At 70.6% G+C, this 19730-nt stretch carries 19 protein-coding genes; 12 read left to right on the top strand and 7 right to left on the bottom strand.

The window, feature by feature from the left end:
• The first annotated feature begins 109 nt into the window (after positions 1 to 109).
• Together AC1MBW_RS01895 and AC1MBW_RS01890 are read left to right on the top strand one after the other, a co-directional pair.
• Positions 110 to 1222, top strand: a complete 1113-nt coding sequence (locus AC1MBW_RS01895) for a DUF6177 family protein (protein ID WP_480025267.1) — start codon at positions 110 to 112, stop codon at positions 1220 to 1222.
• On the top strand, positions 1222 to 1569 hold the full coding sequence (locus AC1MBW_RS01890) for a hypothetical protein (protein WP_054146651.1): 348 nt from the start codon (positions 1222 to 1224) through the stop codon (positions 1567 to 1569). The genes AC1MBW_RS01895 and AC1MBW_RS01890 overlap by 1 nt, the downstream gene beginning before the upstream one ends.
• A gap of 101 nt (positions 1570 to 1670) precedes the next feature.
• Here the strand turns inward: AC1MBW_RS01890 and AC1MBW_RS01885 are convergent, their stop codons facing one another.
• The 5 genes from AC1MBW_RS01885 to AC1MBW_RS01865 form a co-directional block, all read right to left on the bottom strand.
• Positions 1671 to 2426 carry a succinate dehydrogenase iron-sulfur subunit gene (locus AC1MBW_RS01885; protein ID WP_043594421.1) on the bottom strand — a complete coding sequence of 252 codons (756 nt, stop codon included), beginning with the start codon at positions 2424 to 2426 and terminating at the stop codon, positions 1671 to 1673.
• A 1-nt stretch (position 2427) separates the two neighbouring features.
• Positions 2428 to 4236: a succinate dehydrogenase flavoprotein subunit gene (gene sdhA / locus AC1MBW_RS01880; RefSeq protein WP_054146650.1), complete on the bottom strand. Its 1809-nt coding sequence runs from the start codon at positions 4234 to 4236 to the stop codon at positions 2428 to 2430.
• Positions 4237 to 4294: 58 nt separating this feature from the next.
• Positions 4295 to 4744, bottom strand: coding sequence for a succinate dehydrogenase, hydrophobic membrane anchor protein (gene sdhD, locus AC1MBW_RS01875; RefSeq protein ID WP_054146649.1), 450 nt, complete (start codon positions 4742 to 4744; stop codon positions 4295 to 4297).
• A gap of 4 nt (positions 4745 to 4748) precedes the next feature.
• Positions 4749 to 5201 carry a succinate dehydrogenase, cytochrome b556 subunit gene (sdhC, locus tag AC1MBW_RS01870; protein WP_082059901.1) on the bottom strand — a complete coding sequence of 151 codons (453 nt, stop codon included), beginning with the start codon at positions 5199 to 5201 and terminating at the stop codon, positions 4749 to 4751.
• A 184-nt stretch (positions 5202 to 5385) separates the two neighbouring features.
• Positions 5386 to 6528, bottom strand: coding sequence for a glycosyltransferase family 4 protein (locus tag AC1MBW_RS01865; RefSeq protein ID WP_480025266.1), 1143 nt, complete (start codon positions 6526 to 6528; stop codon positions 5386 to 5388).
• 96 nt (positions 6529 to 6624) lie between these two features.
• Between AC1MBW_RS01865 and AC1MBW_RS01860 the strand changes: the two genes are divergently transcribed.
• The 10 genes from AC1MBW_RS01860 (at position 6625) to AC1MBW_RS01815 (ending at position 17055) form a co-directional block, all read left to right on the top strand.
• A complete protein-coding gene (locus AC1MBW_RS01860; RefSeq protein ID WP_055971565.1) occupies positions 6625 to 7743 on the top strand; it encodes a mannose-1-phosphate guanylyltransferase in 1119 nt (372 codons plus the stop codon).
• Positions 7744 to 7910: 167 nt separating this feature from the next.
• Positions 7911 to 8996, top strand: coding sequence for a BMP family lipoprotein (locus AC1MBW_RS01855; protein ID WP_054146739.1), 1086 nt, complete (start codon positions 7911 to 7913; stop codon positions 8994 to 8996).
• Between the two features lie 157 nt (positions 8997 to 9153).
• Positions 9154 to 10674 (top strand): ABC transporter ATP-binding protein, encoded by a 1521-nt coding sequence (locus AC1MBW_RS01850; protein WP_480025265.1) that lies wholly within the window; start codon positions 9154 to 9156, stop codon positions 10672 to 10674.
• Entirely contained in the window at positions 10671 to 11945 is a 1275-nt protein-coding gene (locus tag AC1MBW_RS01845) for an ABC transporter permease (protein ID WP_054146645.1), read from the top strand. The genes AC1MBW_RS01850 and AC1MBW_RS01845 overlap by 4 nt, the downstream gene beginning before the upstream one ends.
• A complete protein-coding gene (locus AC1MBW_RS01840) occupies positions 11942 to 13231 on the top strand; it encodes an ABC transporter permease (protein WP_054146644.1) in 1290 nt (429 codons plus the stop codon). The genes AC1MBW_RS01845 and AC1MBW_RS01840 overlap by 4 nt, the downstream gene beginning before the upstream one ends.
• Positions 13228 to 13665, top strand: coding sequence for a cytidine deaminase (locus AC1MBW_RS01835; RefSeq protein WP_054146643.1), 438 nt, complete (start codon positions 13228 to 13230; stop codon positions 13663 to 13665). Before AC1MBW_RS01840 ends, AC1MBW_RS01835 begins: the two co-directional genes overlap by 4 nt.
• Positions 13666 to 13752: 87 nt before the next feature.
• Positions 13753 to 15048 carry a thymidine phosphorylase gene (locus tag AC1MBW_RS01830; protein WP_480025264.1) on the top strand — a complete coding sequence of 432 codons (1296 nt, stop codon included), beginning with the start codon at positions 13753 to 13755 and terminating at the stop codon, positions 15046 to 15048.
• A 135-nt stretch (positions 15049 to 15183) separates the two neighbouring features.
• Entirely contained in the window at positions 15184 to 16305 is a 1122-nt protein-coding gene (locus AC1MBW_RS01825) for an adenosine deaminase (RefSeq protein WP_054146641.1), read from the top strand.
• Positions 16306 to 16307: 2 nt separating this feature from the next.
• Positions 16308 to 16754 carry a PTS sugar transporter subunit IIA gene (locus AC1MBW_RS01820; RefSeq protein WP_054146640.1) on the top strand — a complete coding sequence of 149 codons (447 nt, stop codon included), beginning with the start codon at positions 16308 to 16310 and terminating at the stop codon, positions 16752 to 16754.
• A 28-nt stretch (positions 16755 to 16782) separates the two neighbouring features.
• Complete coding sequence (locus tag AC1MBW_RS01815; protein WP_043594402.1) at positions 16783 to 17055, top strand: PTS sugar transporter subunit IIB; 273 nt, start codon at positions 16783 to 16785, stop codon at positions 17053 to 17055.
• Between the two features lie 113 nt (positions 17056 to 17168).
• Here the strand turns inward: AC1MBW_RS01815 and AC1MBW_RS01810 are convergent, their stop codons facing one another.
• Together AC1MBW_RS01810 and AC1MBW_RS01805 are read right to left on the bottom strand one after the other, a co-directional pair.
• Positions 17169 to 18872: a phospho-sugar mutase gene (locus tag AC1MBW_RS01810; RefSeq protein ID WP_480026062.1), complete on the bottom strand. Its 1704-nt coding sequence runs from the start codon at positions 18870 to 18872 to the stop codon at positions 17169 to 17171.
• 8 nt (positions 18873 to 18880) lie between these two features.
• Entirely contained in the window at positions 18881 to 19714 is an 834-nt protein-coding gene (locus AC1MBW_RS01805) for a purine-nucleoside phosphorylase (protein WP_054146638.1), read from the bottom strand.
• Positions 19715 to 19730 lie beyond the last annotated feature (16 nt).

Here is a 19730-nt window from a genome sequence, read left to right as displayed (position 1 = left end):
GGCCGCGAGGGCCGTCCCGGGCCGCGCTGGTCCGAGTCCGCCGTGCATCCGGTCGCGGCCGTGCGTCACGGAGCAGAATCGACGGGTGGGCATCCCGATACGACATCCGATGGTCGACGCGATCACGTCGCGCGCCGTCCGGGTCGACAGCAGGGCTCGCGTCGTCCGACTCAGTCGTCCGCTCGCGGACCTCCTCGGTCGACCCGCCACGGGTCGACGTGTCGTCCTGGTCACCGGCGAACGGTCGCGCCTCACGGTGGGGCTCCGGGCCGCGCTGGTCGCCGCCGGGGGAGTCTGGGCGATCCACGACGACCAGGACCGTCTTCGTGACGGCCTCACGGGCGTGCCCTACGGCGACGTCGACGCCGCGGCCACCGAACAGGACGTGGCCGCCGCGGTTCCCGCCTCGGAGCCGCCGCCGATCATCGCCGATGCCGTGGACACCACCTGCCAGCTCACCGTCGACCTCACGGTGCTGCACCGGGCGTCACACGACACGAGCCTCGGAGGCGCGGTCGAGACCCTGGGAGCGGCCGTCTCGGGCTCCGTCCCGACCCGGTGGGGGACGACCGAGCCCCTCGGGCACGTCTGGGACCGCTGGGTCCTGACCCAACACGCGCGCCATCAGGCCCCCGAGACCGTCCGGGTCGTCGTCGAGGGGCCGCACCTCTCGGCGACGATCACCGCTCGGGTCACCGACCACGGCATCGAAGAGACCACGGCGTTGACGGTCGACGTGACCGAGGGGTCGCTCGACGACGCGATCGCGCGACTGACCGACGCCCTCGGCCACATCGCCGAGTCGTCGCTGCCGACCTTCGCCCTGGTCATCGCCCGCGAGGGCGAGTCCGACCGGTGCGTCCGGGCGGTCACCTACCCGCCGCCGAACCCGGTCGCCCTGCTGATCGGGGCGCCGTCCGTCCGACGGCTCGGCCTCGAACGTTCCGCCCTCGACGCCGAACGGCCCGTCGTCGTGGTCGGCCGTCCTCGCCTCCCCGCTTTCGTCGTGCCCCTGGGTGACGCGGCCACCTCGGGCTGGAACGCCCTCCACCGCACGCTCGAGGCCGTCGGCCCCGAGCGGCTCGCCCAGCTCGTCGCCAGCCCGCTGCTCCAGGCGTGGGAGGAAGACCTGCACGAACTCGACCTGCTGCACGAGACCGCGACCGAGGCCGAGGCCGAGACCGAGATCGAGACCGGGCGTCCGGCCGAGGACGAGGCCTGATGCCCCGCGACATCACCATCCTGAGTCCGCACGTGTACGACCAGCTCGATCTCGCCTCCGCGGCCCACGCGGTCGACGGGTCGCTCGGTGTGCGTGAGATCGACGGCGGCGACGCCCTCCAGGTGTTCGCGGTGGGCGGCGTGCCCCTGCTCACCGTCTACCAGGCGGCGGAGCTGACCGAGGCGGGCGAGCTCGAACGCCTGCTGCCCGATCCGCCCTCGGTGCGCCTCCCGGTGTTCTGGATCGACGCCGTCGCCCCGTGGGGCGACGAGGGCGAGACGGGTGTGTCGGTCGCGCTGCGCCTCGCTCTCGGCCTCGAGGCCGCGTGCATCGTCGAGGACGACTGACCGGGCGGCGACAGTCACCCAGGCACCGCCACGACGGGTGACACGAGAAGAGGGCCCGACCACCAAGTGGTCGGGCCCTCTCGCGTGTCGGCGTCTCGCCGTCAGGCGCGACCGCGTAGCACGGCCTGTTTGACCTCGGCGATGGCCTGGGTCACCTGGATGCCCCGCGGGCAGGCCTCGGTGCAGTTGAACGTGGTGCGGCAGCGCCAGACACCCTCTTTGTCGTTGAGGATGTCGAGGCGGACCTGGGCGCCCTCGTCGCGCGAGTCGAAGATGAAGCGGTGCGCGTTGACGATCGCCGCGGGGCCGAAGTACTGCCCGTCGGTCCAGAACACGGGGCAGCTCGACGTGCACGCGGCGCAGAGGATGCACTTCGTCGTGTCGTCGAAACGCTCGCGCTGGGTGGCGCTCTGCAGGCGCTCCTTCTCGGGCTTCGACGACGCCATCAGGAACGGTTGGATCTCGCGGTACGACTGGAAGAAGGGCTCCATGTCGACGACGAGGTCCTTCTCGAGCGGCAGGCCCTTGATGGCCTCGACGTAGATCGGCTGCGAGATGTCGAGGTCCTTGATCAGGGTCTTGCAGGCCAGCCGGTTGCGGCCGTTGATGCGCATCGCGTCCGAGCCACAGACGCCGTGGGCGCACGAGCGGCGGAAGGTCAGCGAGCCGTCCTGCTCCCACTTGATCTGGTGCAGGGCGTCGAGCACACGGTCGGTCGGCAGCACCTGGACGTCGAAGTCCTGCCAACGGGGCTCGTCGTCGACCTCGGGGTCGAAACGACGGATGATCAGCGTGGCCGTGAACGTGGGGACGGCGTCGGAGCCCTGGGGCTTGTTCTCGAGGACAGCGGTGCTCATGTCAGTACTTCCGTTCCATCGGCTGGTAGTTCGTGATCACGACGGGCTTGGTGTCGAGCCGGATGTGGTCGCCGGCCAACGACGAGTGGGCGTCGCCGGTCAGGTACGCCATCGTGTGGACGAGCCAGTTCTCGTCGTCGCGGGTGGGGTAGTCCTCGCGGAAGTGTCCGCCGCGGCTCTCTTGACGCGAGCGTGCCGAGTAGACGACGACCTCGGCCAGGTCGAGCAGGAAGCCCAGCTCGATCGCCTCGAGCAGGTCGGTGTTGAAGCGCTTGCCCTTGTCCTGCACCGAGATGTTCTTGAACCGCTCGCGCAGGTCGGCGATCACGTGGGTGACCTCGTCCAGCGTTTCTTCGGTGCGGAACACCTGGGCGTTCCGGTCCATGCTGTCCTGCAGCTCTTTGCGCAGCGTCGCGATGCGCTCGGTGCCCGTGGCGTTGCGGACGTCCTCGACGAGACCGCGCACGAAGCCGGCGGGGTCGGCCGGCAGGGGCACGAACGGGGCGTCCTTCACGAACTCGACGGCGTTGTTGCCGGCCCGCTTGCCGAAGACGTTGATGTCGAGCAGCGAGTTCGTGCCGAGCCGGTTCGATCCGTGCACGCTGACGCAGGCGCACTCGCCGGCGGCGTAGAGGCCCGGCACGACCGTGGTGTTGTCGCGCAGCACCTCGGCCTTGACGTTCGTCGGGATGCCGCCCATGGCGTAGTGGGCGGTCGGCAGGACGGGTACGGGCTCGGTGTAGGGCTCGACGCCGAGGTACGTGCGGGCGAACTCGGTGATGTCGGGCAGCTTGGCGTCGATCACGGCCGGGTCGAGGTGCGTGATGTCGAGGTAGACGTAGTCCTTGTGCGGGCCGGCGCCACGGCCCTCGCGGATCTCGGTGGCCATGCAGCGCGCCACGATGTCGCGGGGCGCCAGGTCTTTGATGGTGGGGGCGTAACGCTCCATGAAGCGCTCGCCCTCGCTGTTGCGCAGGATCGCACCCTCACCACGGGCCGCTTCGCTCAACAGGATGCCGAGCCCGGCGAGGCCGGTCGGGTGGAACTGGAAGAACTCCATGTCCTCGAGCGGCAGGCCCTTGCGCCAGATGATGCCCACGCCGTCACCCGTCAGGGTGTGCGCGTTGGACGTCGTCTTGTAGATCTTGCCGAAGCCACCGGTGGCGAAGATGACGGCCTTGCCCTGGAACACGTGCAGGTCGCCGGTCGAGAGTTCGTAGGCGATGACACCGGCCGGGCGCTCCTCGCCGTCGATCTCGCCCATGATGAGGTCGAGGACGTAGAACTCGTTGAAGAAGTTGATGCCGTGCTTGACGCAGTTCTGGTACAGGGTCTGGAGGATCATGTGCCCGGTGCGGTCGGCGGCGTAGCAAGCCCGTCGGACGGGGTTCTTGCCGTGCTCGGCCGTGTGGCCGCCGAAGCGACGTTGGTCGATCTTGCCCTCGGGTGTGCGGTTGAACGGCAGGCCCATGTTCTCGAGGTCGAGGACGGCGTCGATCGCTTCTTTGGCGAGGATCTCGGCGGCGTCCTGGTCGACGAGGTAGTCGCCACCCTTGACGGTGTCGAAGGTGTGCCACTCCCAGTTGTCGTCCTCGACGTTGGCGAGGGCCGCAGCCATGCCGCCCTGGGCCGCACCGGTGTGCGAACGGGTCGGGTAGAGCTTCGAGATCACTGCGGTGCTGGCGTTCGGGCCGGCTTCGATGGCCGCCCTCATGCCCGCACCCCCGGCCCCGACGATGACGATGTCGTGCTGGTGGTAGTGGACACCGTCGACGACGGTGCTGGTGGGTGCGGGGGAGGGTGTGGTCACGGTTCTTTCCGGTGGGGGACGTGCGGCCGGGGGCCGGAGTGGACGGTGGGCCGGGTGGCTAGCCGGCGGAGCAGAACGACGGCAGCAGGTCGGCCGGGGCGTTCGCGGGGCATGGGTCGAACGTGTAGATCACGAGCGTGCCGAGGACGAGCAGGACGACGGTCGAGACGAGCAGCGTCACGAGCAACACCTTGCGCACCGTGGGCTTCGACACGTAGTCGTTGACGATCGTGCGCATGCCGTTCGTGCCGTGGATCAGTGCGAGCCACAGGAGGAGGGTGTCGTAGACCTGCCAGAAGGGGCTCGCCCACTTGCCGGCCACGAACGCGAAGTCGATCGCCTTGACGCCCCCCTCGCTCGCGAGCAGGTTGATGAACAAGTGGCCGAACACGAGCACGACGAGCAGCAGGCCGCTGGCGCGCATGTAGATCCAGCCCCACTTCTCGTAGTTGGTGGAGCGCTGGGCCGCGCGGGCCGAGCGCGGGGCTTCGACGGTCTGGGTGGTCATGGCTCTACTCCGAGAAGACGTTCATCAGGTGGCGCGGCGCGAAACCGGCGAACAGGACCACGGCGAGGCCGATGACGATCCAGAACATGACGCGCTGGTACTTGGTGCCCGGGCCCCAGAAGTCGATCAGGATGATCCGCAGGCCGTTCAGGGCGTGGAACAGGATCGCCGCGACCAGACCGGTCTCGCCGAGCCCCATGATCGGGTTCTTGTAGGTGCCGATCACCGCGTTGTAGGCCTCGGGGCTGATCCGCACGAGGGCGGTGTCGAGGATGTGCACGAGCAGGAAGAAGTAGATGCTCACGCCGGTGATGCGGTGCAGTACCCACGACCACATGCCCTCACGGCCCCGGTAGAGGGTGCCGGCGATCTTCCCGGGCGCCTTGGGCGCGCTGATCTTCGGTGCACCCGGTCTGCCTGCCGGTGATGCGACCGTTCCCGTCGACTGCTCGGCCATGAGCACTTCTCCTCGCGGATGGGGCGGACGACGCTCTCGCTCGGTCGGTACGAGGGACAGCCGTGTCCGCTGGTGGCGTTCTCAGAACCCGTCCAGTCTATGTTCCCGCCGAGCGGGGCCGCCGCCCCGCCCCGCCGAAGTCGTTCGACGTCGAGACAAGACGGACCCGTCGGCCCGCACGCGATCAGCGGACGGAGGCGCGCTCGCCCCGGTCGCGGACGCTCGCCACCGCGCGTCGGTAGTGCTCGACGAGTTCGTCGCCGAGGGTCTCCCACGTGCGTCCGACGACCACGCGCCTCCCGGCCTCTCCGAAGCGGGCCCGCAGCTCGTCCGAGGAGACCAGGCTGCGGACGCTCCGGCGGAGCGAATGGTCGTGGCGGGGGTCGAAGAGGAACCCGTCGACGCCGTGCCGCACCAGGTCGAGGGGTCCGCCCGCGGCCGGGGCCACGACCGGCAGTCCGCTGGCGTGGGCCTCCTGCACGGTCTGGCCGAAGGTCTCGGTCGAGCCCGTGTGCACGAAGACGTCGAGGGCCGCGTAGGCGTCGGCGAGGTCCTCGCCGTGCAGCGGACCGGTGAAGACCGGGTCGAGGTGCCGAAGGCGGCGGCGCAGGGCGGGCAGCGAGGGGCCGCCGCCGACGACCACGAGGCGCGCCTCCCGCAGGGGGCGCAGGGCGGCGAGTCGCTCGACCTGCTTCTCGGGGGCCAGGCGACCCACGTAGCCGACGAGCACGCGGTCGGGTGCGCCCCAGCTCTCGCGCAGGGCACGGACCGCGTCGCCCGACTTGCGGTTCGGGTGGAACAGGGCCGAGTCGACCCCCCGGCCCCAGGTGGCGAGCCGGCCCACGCCGGCCGTCTCGAGGTCGCGGAGGGAGGCGCGCGAGGGGACCAGCGTCGTCGTGGCCTGGTCGTGGATGCGGCGCACGAGCCGCCAGGCGACGGCCGAGCCGAGCCCGAGCCCGTTCGTCCCCGCGTACCGGGCGACGTCGGTCTGGAAGACGGCGACCGAGGACACGCCCAGGCGGGCGGCCGCGGCGATGGCCTGGGCACCGAGCAGGAACGGCGAGGCGACGTGCACGACGTCGGGTCGGAAGCCGGCGATGGCGGCCGCGACCTGCGGGTTCGGCAGGCCGACCGGGAACTGACGGTAGGCCACCGACGGCACCCGGTGGACCGGGAAGCCGGCGTAGCTCGTGGTCCCGCGCCCGGCCGGGGCGATGACCAGGGCCTCGTGCCCGCGTCGGGCCAGGTGGTCGAGCACGCGTAGCACGCTCGTGGTGACCCCGTTGACGGTGGGAAGGAAGCTCTCGGTCACGATCACGACTCGCATCGGTCCTCCTCGGACTGCTCGTGCTGCGAGCCTCACCGGCGACGGTGGCGGGAGGGGATCGGCGGCATGGAGGAGGGGCGTCGATAAGGTGAACGCATGACGATCCAGGAAAGCCTCGACCGGTTCTACAGCATCATCCCGGCGGGCGGCATCGGGTCCCGGCTCTGGCCCCTCAGCCGGGCCGACGCGCCGAAGTTCCTGCACGACCTCACGGGCAGCGGCTCGACCCTGCTGCGCGGCACCTGGGACCGCCTCGCCCCGCTCAACGGCGACCAGCGCATCATGGTGGTCACCGGGCGGGCGCACCGCGCCGCGGTGGAGTCGCAGTTGCCCGGTCTCGCCGACCACAACGTCGTCCTCGAGAGCGAGCCCAAGGACAGCACCGCGGCCATCGGTCTGGCCGCCGCCGTGCTCCGTCGGCGCGAGCCGGACGTCATCATCGGCTCGTTCGCCGCCGACCACGTCATCGCCGACACCCGCGGCTTCGGTCGCGCGGTCCGCGAGGCCATCGTCGCCGCCGACGAGGGATACATCGCCACGATCGGCATCACCCCCACCGAGCCCGCGATCGGGTTCGGCTACATCCACGTCGGGGCGCCCCTCGACATCGAGGGGGCACCCAGCGCCCGCACGGTCGAGTCCTTCGTCGAGAAGCCCGACCTCGAGACGGCCGAACGCTACGTCTCCGGAGGCGACTACCTCTGGAACGGCGGCATGTTCATCTCGCGCGCCGACCGGCTGCTCGAGCAGCTGGGCGAGACCCGGCCGGACCTGCTCGAGGGCATCGAAGAGCTCGCGGCCGCATGGGACACCCCGAAGCGCGGTGCCGTCGTCGACAAGGTGTGGCCCGGCCTCGAGAAGATCGCCATCGACTACACGGTCGCCGAACCGGCTGCCGCGGCGGGCCGGTTGGCCGTCGTGCCCGGGGACTTCGACTGGGACGACGTCGGCGACTTCGCGTCCATCGCCAAGCTGCACGCCGGCGGCCGGAAGAGCGACCTGGCCATCCTCGGCGAGAACGCCCGCGTGCTGGCCGACAGCTCGAGCGGAATCGTCGTCGGCAACAGCGGCCGCCTGATCTCGCTGATCGGCGTCAACGACATCATCGTGGTCGACACCCCGGACGCGCTGCTCGTCACGACGACGGCGAACGCGCAACGCGTCAAGAGCGTCGTGGACGCCCTCAAGCTCAGCGGGCGCAGCGACGTCCTCTGAGCCCCTCCGGGGTCGTGGACGTTTCGTGTTCGTTAAGTCGTGGTCGCGACTGTGTAACGCCTCGGCATCACTACCACCCGACGGTCGGCGGCGCTCGTCACAATAGGTAACCTGTCAGCCATACCCACCCGGCGCGCCTCGTGCCGGGCTGCACCCTGGAGGACAACTTGACTACAACTGCGCGCAAGGCCGTGCTCAGCGGCCTCGCCCTGGCGAGCACCGCCGTCATCCTGGCCGGCTGTGCCTCGGCCCCCGAGAGCGGCTCTGGCTCGACCAGCGGCGCCTCGAGCGACTTCGTCCCTTGCATGGTCTCCGACGCCGGCGGCTTCGACGACAAGTCGTTCAACCAGCTCGGCTACGAGGGCCTCACCGAGGCCGCGAAGGCCATCGGGTCGACCCCCAAGACGGTCGAGTCGGCCGACGAGACGGTCTACGACGCGAACCTGTCGAACCTCGCCGACCAGGGCTGCAACCTGATCGTCACGGTCGGCTTCGCACTCGCCGACGCCACCAAGTCGGCGGCCGAGGCGAACTCGGGCATCAACTACGCCACCATCGACGACGCGTCGATCACGGCCGACAACGTGCAGCCGATCACCTTCAACACCTCCGAGGCCGCCTTCCTCGCGGGCTACGCGGCGGCCAGCTACTCGAAGACGGGTGTCGTGGGCACCTTCGGCGGCATGCAGTTCCCGACCGTCACCATCTTCATGGACGGCTTCGCCGACGGCGTGAAGTACTACAACGAGGAGAAGAGCAAGGACGTCAAGGTCGTCGGCTGGGACGTCGACTCGCAGACCGGCACCTTCACCGGTGGCTTCGAGGCCGGCACCACGGCCAAGCAGAGCGCCCAGACGCTGATCGAGCAGGACGCCGACGTCATCCTGCCGGTCGGCGGTCCGATCTACCAGAGCGCCGCCGAGGCGATCCGCGACTCGGGCAAGGACGTCGTCCTGGTCGGTGCCGACAGCGACACCTACGAGACCGACAGCGCCAACAAGGACCTCTTCCTCACCTCGGTGCTCAAGGGCATCAAGCAGGCGACCGACGCGGTCGTCACGCAGGCCAGCGAGGACAAGTTCTCGAGCACGCCCTACGTGGGCACGCTCGAGAACGACGGCGTCGGCATCGCCCCGTTCCACGACTACGCCGACAAGGTCGACCCCGGTCTGCAGGACGAGCTCGACACGATCAAGGCCGGCATCATCGACGGCTCGATCGAGGTCGAGTCGCCGTCGGCGCTCACCAGCTGACGAAAGCACCTCCCGTCATCGATTAGCATCGACTGACCCAGGGCCGGGAGCGACGGTCACCCCGTCGCTCCCGGCCCTCTCAACGCCCGTGGGCGGGCCGCCGAGCCGGCGCCGTCCGACCCCACCCGAATGCCAAGACCCGAGGTAGCCACCTGAGATGAAGCTCGAACTGCGGGGCATCACCAAGCGATTCGGCGCACTGACCGCCAACGACCACATCAGCCTGACCGTCGAGCCCGGCGAGATCCACTGCCTTCTCGGCGAGAACGGCGCCGGCAAGTCCACGCTGATGAACGTCCTCTACGGCCTCTACCAGGCCGACGAGGGCGAGATCCTGCTCGACGACGCCGTCCAGCACTTCTCGGGCCCGGGCGACGCCATGGGTGCCGGCATCGGCATGGTGCACCAGCACTTCATGCTGGTACCCGTGTTCACCGTCGCCGAGAACGTCATGCTCGGCCACGAAGAGACCAAGTCCGGCGGCCGGCTCGACCTCGCCGCGGCCCGCGCCAAGGTGCGTGAGATCAGCAGCCGGTTCGGGTTCGACATCGACCCCGACGCCCTGGTCGAAGAGTTGCCCGTCGGTGTGCAGCAGCGTGTCGAGATCATCAAGGCCCTGTCCCGCGACGCGAAGGTGCTCGTGTTCGACGAGCCCACCGCCGTGCTGACACCGCAAGAGACCGACGAGCTCATGGTCATCATGCGTCAGCTGCGCGACGCCGGCACGGCCATCGTCTTCATCACCCACAAGCTGCGCGAGGTGCGAGAGGTCGCCACCCGCATCACCGTGATCCGCCTGGGCAAGGTCGTCGGCGAGGCCGAGCCGACCGCCTCGAACGCCGAGCTCGCCTCGCTCATGGTCGGACGCGCCGTCGAGCTCACCGTCCAGAAGGCCCCCGCCGAGGTCGGTGAGCCCGCCCTCGTGGTCGAGAACCTCCGTGTCGTCGACCCGATCGGGCAGGTCGTCGTGGACGACGTCTCGTTCGCGGTCCGTCGAGGCGAGATCCTCGCCATCGCCGGCGTCCAGGGCAACGGCCAGACCGAGCTGACCGAGGCGATCCTCGGCCTGCAGCCGCGTGTCGAGGGCCGCGTCTCGCTCGACGGGCGCGACATCACCGGTCGCAGCGTGCGCCAGGTGCTCGACGCCGGTGTCGGCTTCGTCCCCGAGGACCGCAACCAGGACGGCCTCGTCGGCGAGTTCACGGTCGCCGAGAACCTCATGCTCGACCGCTCGCAGTCCGGCCCCTTCGTGACGCGCGGCTCGCTGAAGCTCGCCGAACTCGCGGCCTTCGCCGTGGCCAAGGTGAAGGAGTTCGACATCCGCACCCAGGGCATCACGACCCCTGCCGGCCGCCTCTCGGGCGGCAACCAGCAGAAGGTCGTGCTGGCGCGCGAGCTGAGCCGCGACCTGCGGCTCTTCGTGGCCGCCCAGCCCACCCGCGGCATCGACGTCGGCTCGATCGAGTTCGTGCACAAGCGCATCGTCGAGACCCGCGACCAGGGCGTGCCCGTGATCGTCGTCTCGACCGAGCTCGACGAGGTCGCCGCCCTGGCCGACCGCATCGCCGTGATGTACCGCGGCACCATCGTCGGCATCGTGCCGGCGGACACCCCTCGCGACGTGCTGGGGCTCATGATGGCCGGCGAGATGCCGCTGGGAACGGAGCAGGCAGCGTGAGCGACGCCACGACCACCACGCAGGGCCCGGGCACACCACCCGCCCCGTCGTCACCGGAGTCGACCGAGGGACGCGGCTCGCGCCTCCTGCGAGAGATCACGACCGGCAACGCCGTCATCTCGGTGCTCGCCGTCGTGCTGGCCCTCGTCGTCTCGGGCCTGCTGATCGGCTTCACCGACACCACCGTGCAGGGCACGCTGGGCTACTTCTTCTCGCGCCCGGCGGACTTCTTCCAGGCGTTCTGGGCCGCGGTCGGCGGGTCGTACTCGTCGCTCTTCCAGGGCGCGATCTACAACTTCCGGGTCGACGGCTTCGCGGCGGGCATCCGTCCGCTGACCGAGACGCTGAACTACGCCGTGCCGCTCATCGCCGCCGGTCTCGGCGTCGCGGTGGCCTTCCGCGTGGGACTGTTCAACATCGGTGCCCGTGGGCAGATGTTGATGGCGTCGGCGGCCGCCGGCTGGGTGGGCTTCTCGTTCCACCTGCCGCTCGCCGTGCACCTCCCCCTCGCCCTCGCCGCCGGCATCGCCGCGGGTGCGCTCTGGGGCGGCATCGTCGGTCTGCTCAAGGCCCGCACCGGCGCCCACGAGGTGATCCTGACGATCATGCTCAACTACATCGCCTTCTACCTGTTGGCCTTCATGTTGCGCACGCAGGGCCTGCTGCAGGCCCCGGGCAGCGCGAACCCGAAGTCGCCCGCCACGCTCGACACGGCGATCCTGCCCGACCTGTTCGGCGCCCGGTACAACCTCAACTGGGGCTTCGTGCTGGTCATCGTGATCACGGCCGTCGTCTGGTGGCTGATCAACCGGTCGACGCTCGGCTTCCGGTTCCGCGCCGTCGGCGAGAACCCGCACGCGGCCCGCACGGCCGGCATGAACGTCAAGAACATCTACCTCTACGCGATGCTCATCTCGGGTGCGCTCGCGGGCGTCGCCGGGTCGACCCAGGTGCTCGGCACGCTGACCAGCGGCTTCACCTCGGGCATCGACGCCGGCATCGGCTTCGACGCGATCACGGTCGCGCTGCTGGGTCGCTCGCGGCCGTGGGGCGTCTTCGGAGCGGGCGTCCTGTTCGGGGCCCTCAAGGCCGGCGGGTACTCCATGCAGGCCGCCAACGGCGTGCCGATCGACATCGTGCTCGTCGTGCAGTCCCTCATCGTGTTGTTCGTGGCCGCGCCCCCGCTGGTCCGAGCGATCTTCCGTCTGCCGGCCCCGGGCCTCCGCCCGGTGCGCAAGGCCTCGAACAAGGAGGCGGTGGTCACCAAGTGAGCACGCTCACCCCTGACACCGCGGTCCCCGCCGCGCCGTCGCCCGACCTGGCCCGGGCCACGACCCGCAGCCTCAAGGCCCCGATCGCGTTCGCGATCTTCACCGTCGTGGCCGCCGTGCTGTTCCTCGGCCTGGCACGGGACGGCGAGAGCACCTTCCGCCTGTCGACCGCGACGGACTTCTTCGCCCTGCCCGACGCGGTCCTGCCGGCGGCCGGCACGGGCATCGTGCTCACGGTGCTCCTGGCCGTCATCACCGTCGTCGCGGTGCTGAGGGCCGTCCGCTTCGAGAAGGTGCCGATCTGGCTGATCGCCGTGTTCGGCGTCCTCTTCCTGCTCGGCTTCCTCACGTGGGCGAGCGCCGGTCAGACCATCCCGGTGCCCGGTCTGCTGCTCGGTGCCCTCGCGCTCAGCACCCCGCTGATCTTCGGTGCCCTCGGTGGCGTCATCAGCGAGCGCGTCGGCGTCGTCAACGTCGCGATCGAGGGGCAGTTGCTCGCCGGGGCCTTCGTCTCGGCGATGGTCGCCTCGGCGACCGGATCGGCCTACGTCGGCCTGGTCGGGGCGATGATCGCGGGCGTCCTCGTGTCGATGGTGCTCGCCGTCTTCAGCATCCGCTACATCGTCGACCAGGTCATCGTCGGCGTCGTGCTCAACGTGCTCGTCACGGGCCTCACCAGCTTCCTGTACTCGCAGGTGCTGTCGAAGTCCGAGTCGCTGAACCGCGGGGTGCGCTTCCCGCAGCTCGACATCCCTGTGCTCAGCCAGATCCCGATCGTGGGCCCGGTCTTCTTCCGCCAGACGATCATCGTCTACCTGATGTACATCGCGATCGCGGTCGTCTTCTACGGTCTGTTCCGCACCCGGTGGGGGCTGCGCCTCCGTTCGGTGGGCGAACACCCCCAGGCGGCCGACACCGTGGGAATCAAGGTCAACGCCACCCGCTTCTGGAACGTCTCGCTCGCGGGGGCCATCGCCGGCCTCGGCGGGGCGTACTTCACGCTCGGCTCGCTCGGCAACTTCCAGAAAGAGATGACGGCGGGCGCGGGCTTCATCGCCCTGGCGGCGGTCATCTTCGGCCGGTGGGACCCGATCCGGGCCACGCTCGCCGCGCTGCTGTTCGGTTTCGCGAGCAACCTGCAGAACGTGCTCGGGGCCATCGGTTCGCCGGTGCCCAGCGAGTTCATGCTGATGCTGCCGTACGTCGTGACGATCTTCGCGGTCGCCGGCCTGGTCGGGCAGTCCCGGGGCCCCGCGGCCTCGGGCAAGCCCTACATCAAGTCGTGACGGGCCGCAGCAGCGAGTCGGTCGTCGCCGAGACCGACTGGGACGCCCTCCGCGAGGCCGCCCGAGACGCCATGCGCAAGGCGTACGTCCCGTACTCGAAGTTCCCCGTGGGGGCCGCGGCCGTCACGGACGACGGACGCATCGTCTCGGGCTGCAACGTCGAGAACGCCTCGTACGGCATCACCCTCTGCGCCGAGTGCTCGCTCGTGTCCGACCTCGTCATGACGGGGGGCGGCCGCCTGGTCGCCTTCGCCTGCGTCGACGGCAACGGTGGGGTCCTCATGCCCTGCGGTCGCTGCCGTCAGCTGCTCTACGAACACTCCGACGAGGCCATGGTGCTCGACACCGTCTCGGGCTTCAAGACCATCGACGAGGTGATCCCCGACGCGTTCGGGCCGCGCCAACTCGAGCAGTACCGCGCCTCGCAGAGCTGACCCGCGCCTCCTCGTCCGTCCCCGTCGCGGCGTCCGCGTCGCGCCGACGGCCGCACTACCCACCGCACCACCGCTAGGAGCCCCACCGTGACCCAGAACGCCGTCGAACCGTTCGACACCGTCGACCTCATCCGCGTCAAGCGGGGTGGCGACGCCCTCAGCACCGAGCAGATCGACTGGCTGATCGACGCGTACACGCGCGGCTACGTGGCGGACGAGCAGATGTCTGCGCTCACCATGGCGATCTTCCTCAACGGCATGGAGCGCCGCGAGATCCGCGACATGACGATGGCCATGATCCGGTCGGGCGAGACGATGGACTTCACCGGGCTCGGCAAGACGACCGTCGACAAGCACTCGACCGGTGGCGTCGGCGACAAGATCACCCTGCCGCTGGCCCCGTTGGTCGCCTCGTTCGGCGTCGCCGTGCCCCAGCTCTCGGGCCGGGGACTCGGTCACACCGGGGGCACGCTCGACAAGCTCGAGTCGATCCCGGGGTGGCAGGCGTCGATCTCGAACGACCGCATGCGCGAGATCATGGCCGACAGCGGCGCCGTGGTCTGCGCCGCCGGGTCGGGCCTCGCCCCCGCCGACGGCAAGCTCTACGCGCTCCGTGACATCACGGGCACCGTCGAGGCCATCCCGCTGATCGCGTCGTCGATCATGAGCAAGAAGATCGCCGAGGGCACCGCGGCGCTCGTCCTCGACGTCAAGTTCGGCTCGGGCGCGTTCATCCAGGACATCGAGCGGTCGCGTGAGCTGGCCCGCACGATGGTCGACCTCGGCACCGATGCCGGCGTCGCGACGACCGCCCTGCTCACCGACATGAACGTGCCGCTCGGCCTGACCATCGGCAACGCCCTCGAGGTGCGCGAGTCGGTCGAGACCCTCGCCGGAGGCGGCCCGGCCGACATCCGCGAGCTCACCGTCGCCCTCGCCCGCGAGATGCTGACCCTGGCGGGTCGACCCGACGCCGACGTCGAGGCCGCCCTCGACGACGGCCGCGCGATGGACGCCTGGAAGCGCATGATCCGCGCCCAGGGCGGCGACCCCGACGCAGCCCTGCCGACCGCCCGCGAGACGCACGTCGTCACCGCCGAGCGCACCGGCTATCTGACCGAGCAGCACGCGTTGCCGTTCGGCATCGGTGCCTGGCGTCTCGGCGCCGGTCGTGCCCGCAAGCAGGACCCGGTGCAGGCGGCCGCGGGCATCGAGCTGCACGCGAAGCCGGGCGACCGGGTCACCGAGGGCCAGCCCCTGTTCACGCTGCACACGGACGAGCCCGGGCGCTTCGAGCGTGCCCTCGACGCCGTCGACGGGGCGTGGACGATCGGCGACGAGGCTCCGGCGGCGCGCACCATCGTCGCCGAGCGGATCGGCTGACCCGGCCACGTCCCACGCACGTCCCCCGGCACCGCGCCTCCGTCCAGGAGGCGCGGTGCCGGTTCTCGAGGCGCGCGCACCGCTCTCGTGGCGCGCGTCCAGAGTCGTCGGCCGGACCGCTAGTAGATTGAGGGCATGAGCGCTCCCGACAAGGACTACCGGCTGCCGAACGGGGGCCCGCGGCTCGCGGCCCTTCCGAAGGTGTCGCTGCACGACCACCTCGACGGGGGCCTCCGGCCCGAGACCGTCGTCGACCTGGCGGTCGAGGCCGGCATCGACCTCCCTGCGTCCGACCCCGAGGCGCTGCGCCGCTGGTTCGTCGAGAACGCCGACTCCGGCACCCTCGTCGACTACCTCGCGACCTTCGAGCTCACGGTCGCGGTCATGCAGACCGCCGAGCAGTTGACCCGCGTCGCCCACGAGTTCGTCCTCGACCTGGCCGCCGACGGCGTCGTCCACGCCGAGGTGCGCTGGGCCCCCGAGCAGCACCAGCGGCAGGGGCTCACCCTCGACCAGGCGGTCGAGGCCGTGCAGACGGGCTTCGCGTCGGCCGTACGGTCGTTGGCCGCCGACGGGTACGAGATCTCGGTCGGCCAGATCCTCAGTGCGCTGCGCCAGGGCGAGCGGTCGCTCGAGATCGCCCAGCTCGCGGTCCGCCATCGCGAGAACGGCGTGCTGGCCTTCGACATCGCCGGGCCCGAGGCCGGGTACCCGGCCGCCGACCACAAGGTCGCCTTCGACCTGCTGGCACGAGAGTTCATGCCCGTCACGGTGCACGCGGGCGAGGCCGACGGTCTCGACAGCATCCGCGGTGCGTTGATCGACGGGCGGGCCCTCCGGCTCGGCCACGGAGTCCGCATCGCCGAGGACATCCGCGTCGTCGCGAGCAAGGGGTCGACCTCGACGGTCGAGATCGGGCCGATCGCCTCCTGGGTGCGCGACCGCGAGATTCCGCTCGAGCTGTCACCGCAGTCCAACCTGCAGACCGGTGCCGTCGCCGCCTGGGGCACGGACCTCGACGACCATCCCTTCGACCTGCTCTACCAGCTCGGCTACAGCGTGACGGTCAACACCGACAACCGCCTGATGAGCGACACGAGCCTCTGCAAAGAGCTCGCCCTCCTCAGCCAGGCCTTCGACTACGACCTCGACGACCACGAGACGTTCCAGCTCAACGCCGCCGCGTCGTGCTTCCTCCCGCTCGAAGACCGTGAAGCACTGGCCGACCGCATCACCGCCGGCTTCGAGGGGGTCTGAGCATGGCGCTCCCCCCGCTGCCCGACGAGGCGGTCGTCATCGGTGCCGAGGTCGCCGACTGGCGTGAGGCCGTCCGTGTCGCGGGGCACGCGCTGGTCGACTCCGGTGCCGCCCGCGAGGGCTACGGCGACGAGATGGTCCGCATGATCGACGAGCACGGCCCCTACGTGGTCATCGCGCCCGGCCTCGTGCTGGCCCATGCTCGTCCGGGCGACGACGTGGTCCGTGACGGGCTGGCGGTCGTGACCCTGGCCGAGCCCGTCCCGTTCGGGCACCCGCACAACGACCCGGTCAGCGTGGTCCTCGGCCTCGCGATCGTCACGGTCGGGGGCCACCTCGAATCGATCGCCGACCTCGCGAACGTCTTCAACGAAGCCTCCGTCATCCCCGCCCTCGCGGCCGCCACCTCGGTCGACGAGGTGCGTCGGCTGATGGGCGTCCCCGCCTGACCCTCCCACGACGGATCGAGACAGCCCCATGAAGATCGTCACCATCTGCGGCGCCGGCATCGGCAGCAGCGGAATCCTCAAGGTCAACGCCGAACGCGTCCTGGCCAAGCTCGACATCGAGGCCGACGTCGTCGCGGCCGACATCGGCTCGATCGCCTCGGTCGGCGACGACGCGCAAGTGATCCTCACGTCGGCCGAGTTCGTCGAGGCCATCGGCTCCACGTTCGCCGACGTCATCGTCATCCAGAACCACTTCGACCAGGCCGAGCTGACCGAGAAGCTGCAGAAGTCGCTCGGCTGAGCCCGGCGGGCGCACCGGGGCGAGCCGCCACGGCACGGACGTCAGAAACCCCGGAGGCGCAGGTCGCGCCTCCGGGGTCTTGTCCGTCGTCCGGGCGGTCACCGCCCCGACCGTCAGGCCAGCAGGGCCCGCATGCCCGCGTCGAGGTCGGCCACGGCCGCCTCGGCCGCTGCTCGGCGGGCGACGGCGTCGCCCTCGGTGCTCGACGCGTCGATGTAGACCTTGAGCTTCGGCTCGGTGCCGCTCGGGCGGACGATGACGCGCGAGCCGTCGGTCAGCCAGTAGCGCAGGATGTCACCTGCGGGGAAGGCACCGAATCCGTCGCGGAAGTCGTCGACGCGGTCGACGCGGTGCGAGCCGATCGTCGCCGGGGGGCGCCGGCGCAGACCGTCGGTGAGTGCCGTGATGGTGGCGAGGTCGTCGACCCGGATCGAGATCTGCGACGAGGCGTAGGCGCCGAACCGTTCGTCGAAGGCGACGAGGTGCTCGGCCAGGCTCGACCCGGCGGTGTGCAACTCGGTCGCGAGGGCGAGCAGGTCGACCGCGGCCGAGATGCCGTCCTTGTCGCGGACGACGTCGGGGTCGACGAGGTAGCCGAGTGCTTCTTCGTAGCCGTAGAGCAGGCCTCCGACGCGGGAGACCCACTTGAAACCGGTGAGGGTGTCGACGTAGTCGAGCCCGTGCACCCGGGCGACCTCGCGCAGGGCGGGGGAGGAGACGATGCTCGCGGCCAGGGTGCCGTCGCGGTCGTCCCGACGCGCGTGCTCGGCGGCGCGCCAGCCGAGCAGTGAACCGACCTCGTTGCCGCTCAGTCGACGCCAGCCGCCGTCGACGGGGATGGCGACCGCGAGCCGGTCGGCGTCGGGGTCGTTGGCGATGACCAGGTCGGCCTCGACACGGTCGGCCGTGGCGAACGACAGATCCATGGCGCCGGGCTCTTCGGGGTTGGGGAAGGCCACGGTCGGGAACGCCGGGTCGGGGGCGCTCTGTTCACTGACGGGGATCGGCTCGGCGAAGCCCGCGGTGGCGAACACGCGTCGCGCGACCTCCCACCCGACGCCGTGCATCGCGGTGTAGACGACGCGCGGCTGACGACCGGTCGCCGCCGTCCCGGCCACGGCGGCGGTGCGTCGGACGTACTCCATGACGAGGTCGTCGCCGGCCTCGCGGTAGTCGTCGGAACGGGCCAGCCGGGTGACGGGCGCCTGCGCAGCCTTCTCGATCTCGGCCGCGATCTCGCCGTCGACCGGCGAGACGATCTGCGATCCGGCGTCGACGCCCCCGAGGTAGACCTTGTAGCCGTTGTCCTGCGCCGGGTTGTGGCTGGCGGTGACCATGACGCCCGCGCTGACGTCGAGGTGGCGCACCGCGAAGGCCAGCACCGGCGTCGGCAGGGCGCGCGGCAGGATCGTCGCGGAGACGCCGGCCGCCGCCATGATCTCGGCGGTGTCGCGGGCGAAGACGCCGGAGTTCTTGCGCCCGTCGTAGCCGATGACGATCGAGGGGTGCGACTCGCGGCCGAGGAGGAACGCCGCGAAGCCCGCCGCGGCCTGAGCCACGAGGACGCGGTTCATGCGGTTCGAGCCCGAGCCCAGGGCGCCGCGCAGGCCGGCGGTGCCGAACTCCAGGCGACCGGCGAACCGGTCGGCGAGGTCGAGGACGGCGTCGGAGTCGTCGGACCCGGCACGGGCGAGCAGGCGGTCGAGCTCGTCGCGCGTCTCGTCGTCGGGGTCCTGGTCGCGCCAGGCCGTGGCCGTCGCGATCAGACCGTCGAGGTGGGGCGAGACCCGGGGGCCGTCGCTGCCGGGCGTCGGCACGTCGCCGCTCACAGGGCCGCCACGATGCGGGCGAGCAGGTCGCTGATCTTGGCCTCGGCGTCGCGCCCGGCCTCGAGCACCTCGGCGTGGCTGAGGGGGGTCTTCTGGATGCCCGCGGCGAGGTTCGTGATCAGCGACATGCCGAGCACCTCCATGCCGGACTGGCGGGCGGCGATGGCCTCGAGGGCCGTCGACATGCCGACGATGTGGCCGCCGATCGCCTTCGCCATCTGCACCTCGGCCGGCGTCTCGTAGTGCGGGCCGCGGAACTGCGTGTAGACGCCCTCGTCGAGGTCGGGGTCGATGCCACGCGCGACGTCGCGCAGTCGCGAGGAATACAGGTCGGTCAGGTCGATGAACGTCGCGCCCTCGAGGGGCGAGTCCGCCGTGAGGTTGATGTGGTCGCTGATCAGCACGGGGGTGCCGGGCTTCCACGTCTCCCTGATGCCGCCGGCACCGTTCGTCAGGATCATCGTCGTCGCGCCCGTGGCGGCGGCCGTGCGCACGCCGTGCACGACCCGACGCACGCCGTGGCCCTCGTAGTAGTGCGTGCGGGCACCCATGACGAGGGCGTGCTTGCCCGAGGGCAGGGCGATGCTGCGGATCGAACTCGTGTGGCCGACGACGGCCGACGCGGCGAACCCGGTGATCTCGGTCGCCGGGACCTCGGCCACGGTCTCGCCGATCAGGTCGGCGGCCTTGGCCCAACCGCTGCCCAGCGTCAGGGCGATGTCGTGTCGGGCGACGCCGGTCTTGTCGGCGATCTCGGCGGCGGCGGTGCGGGCGACCTCGAAGGGGTCGGCGGCGCGGTCGTCGAGCGGGTGCGTGGTGGTCTCAGACATGGCGTCCACTCTAGGG

It is taken from the genome of Frigoribacterium sp. AP1, assembly GCF_056680555.1.
This window is presented reverse-complemented; position numbering and strand designations above follow the sequence as displayed.

Excerpts from the sequence above, each read along its gene's own strand:
- AC1MBW_RS01895 (WP_480025267.1), top strand. The coding sequence starts at position 110 with ATGGTCGACGCGATCACGTCGCGCGCCGTCCGGGTCGACAGCAGGGCT.
- AC1MBW_RS01890 (WP_054146651.1), top strand. The coding sequence starts at position 1,222 with ATGCCCCGCGACATCACCATCCTGAGTCCGCACGTGTACGACCAGCTC.
- AC1MBW_RS01885 (WP_043594421.1), bottom strand. The coding sequence starts at position 2,426 with ATGAGCACCGCTGTCCTCGAGAACAAGCCCCAGGGCTCCGACGCCGTC.
- sdhD (WP_054146649.1), bottom strand. The coding sequence starts at position 4,744 with ATGACCACCCAGACCGTCGAAGCCCCGCGCTCGGCCCGCGCGGCCCAG.
- sdhC (WP_082059901.1), bottom strand. The coding sequence starts at position 5,201 with ATGGCCGAGCAGTCGACGGGAACGGTCGCATCACCGGCAGGCAGACCG.
- AC1MBW_RS01865 (WP_480025266.1), bottom strand. The coding sequence starts at position 6,528 with ATGCGAGTCGTGATCGTGACCGAGAGCTTCCTTCCCACCGTCAACGGG.
- AC1MBW_RS01860 (WP_055971565.1), top strand. The coding sequence starts at position 6,625 with ATGACGATCCAGGAAAGCCTCGACCGGTTCTACAGCATCATCCCGGCG.
- AC1MBW_RS01850 (WP_480025265.1), top strand. The coding sequence starts at position 9,154 with ATGAAGCTCGAACTGCGGGGCATCACCAAGCGATTCGGCGCACTGACC.
- AC1MBW_RS01825 (WP_054146641.1), top strand. The coding sequence starts at position 15,184 with ATGAGCGCTCCCGACAAGGACTACCGGCTGCCGAACGGGGGCCCGCGG.
- AC1MBW_RS01820 (WP_054146640.1), top strand. The coding sequence starts at position 16,308 with ATGGCGCTCCCCCCGCTGCCCGACGAGGCGGTCGTCATCGGTGCCGAG.
- AC1MBW_RS01815 (WP_043594402.1), top strand. The coding sequence starts at position 16,783 with ATGAAGATCGTCACCATCTGCGGCGCCGGCATCGGCAGCAGCGGAATC.
- AC1MBW_RS01805 (WP_054146638.1), bottom strand. The coding sequence starts at position 19,714 with ATGTCTGAGACCACCACGCACCCGCTCGACGACCGCGCCGCCGACCCC.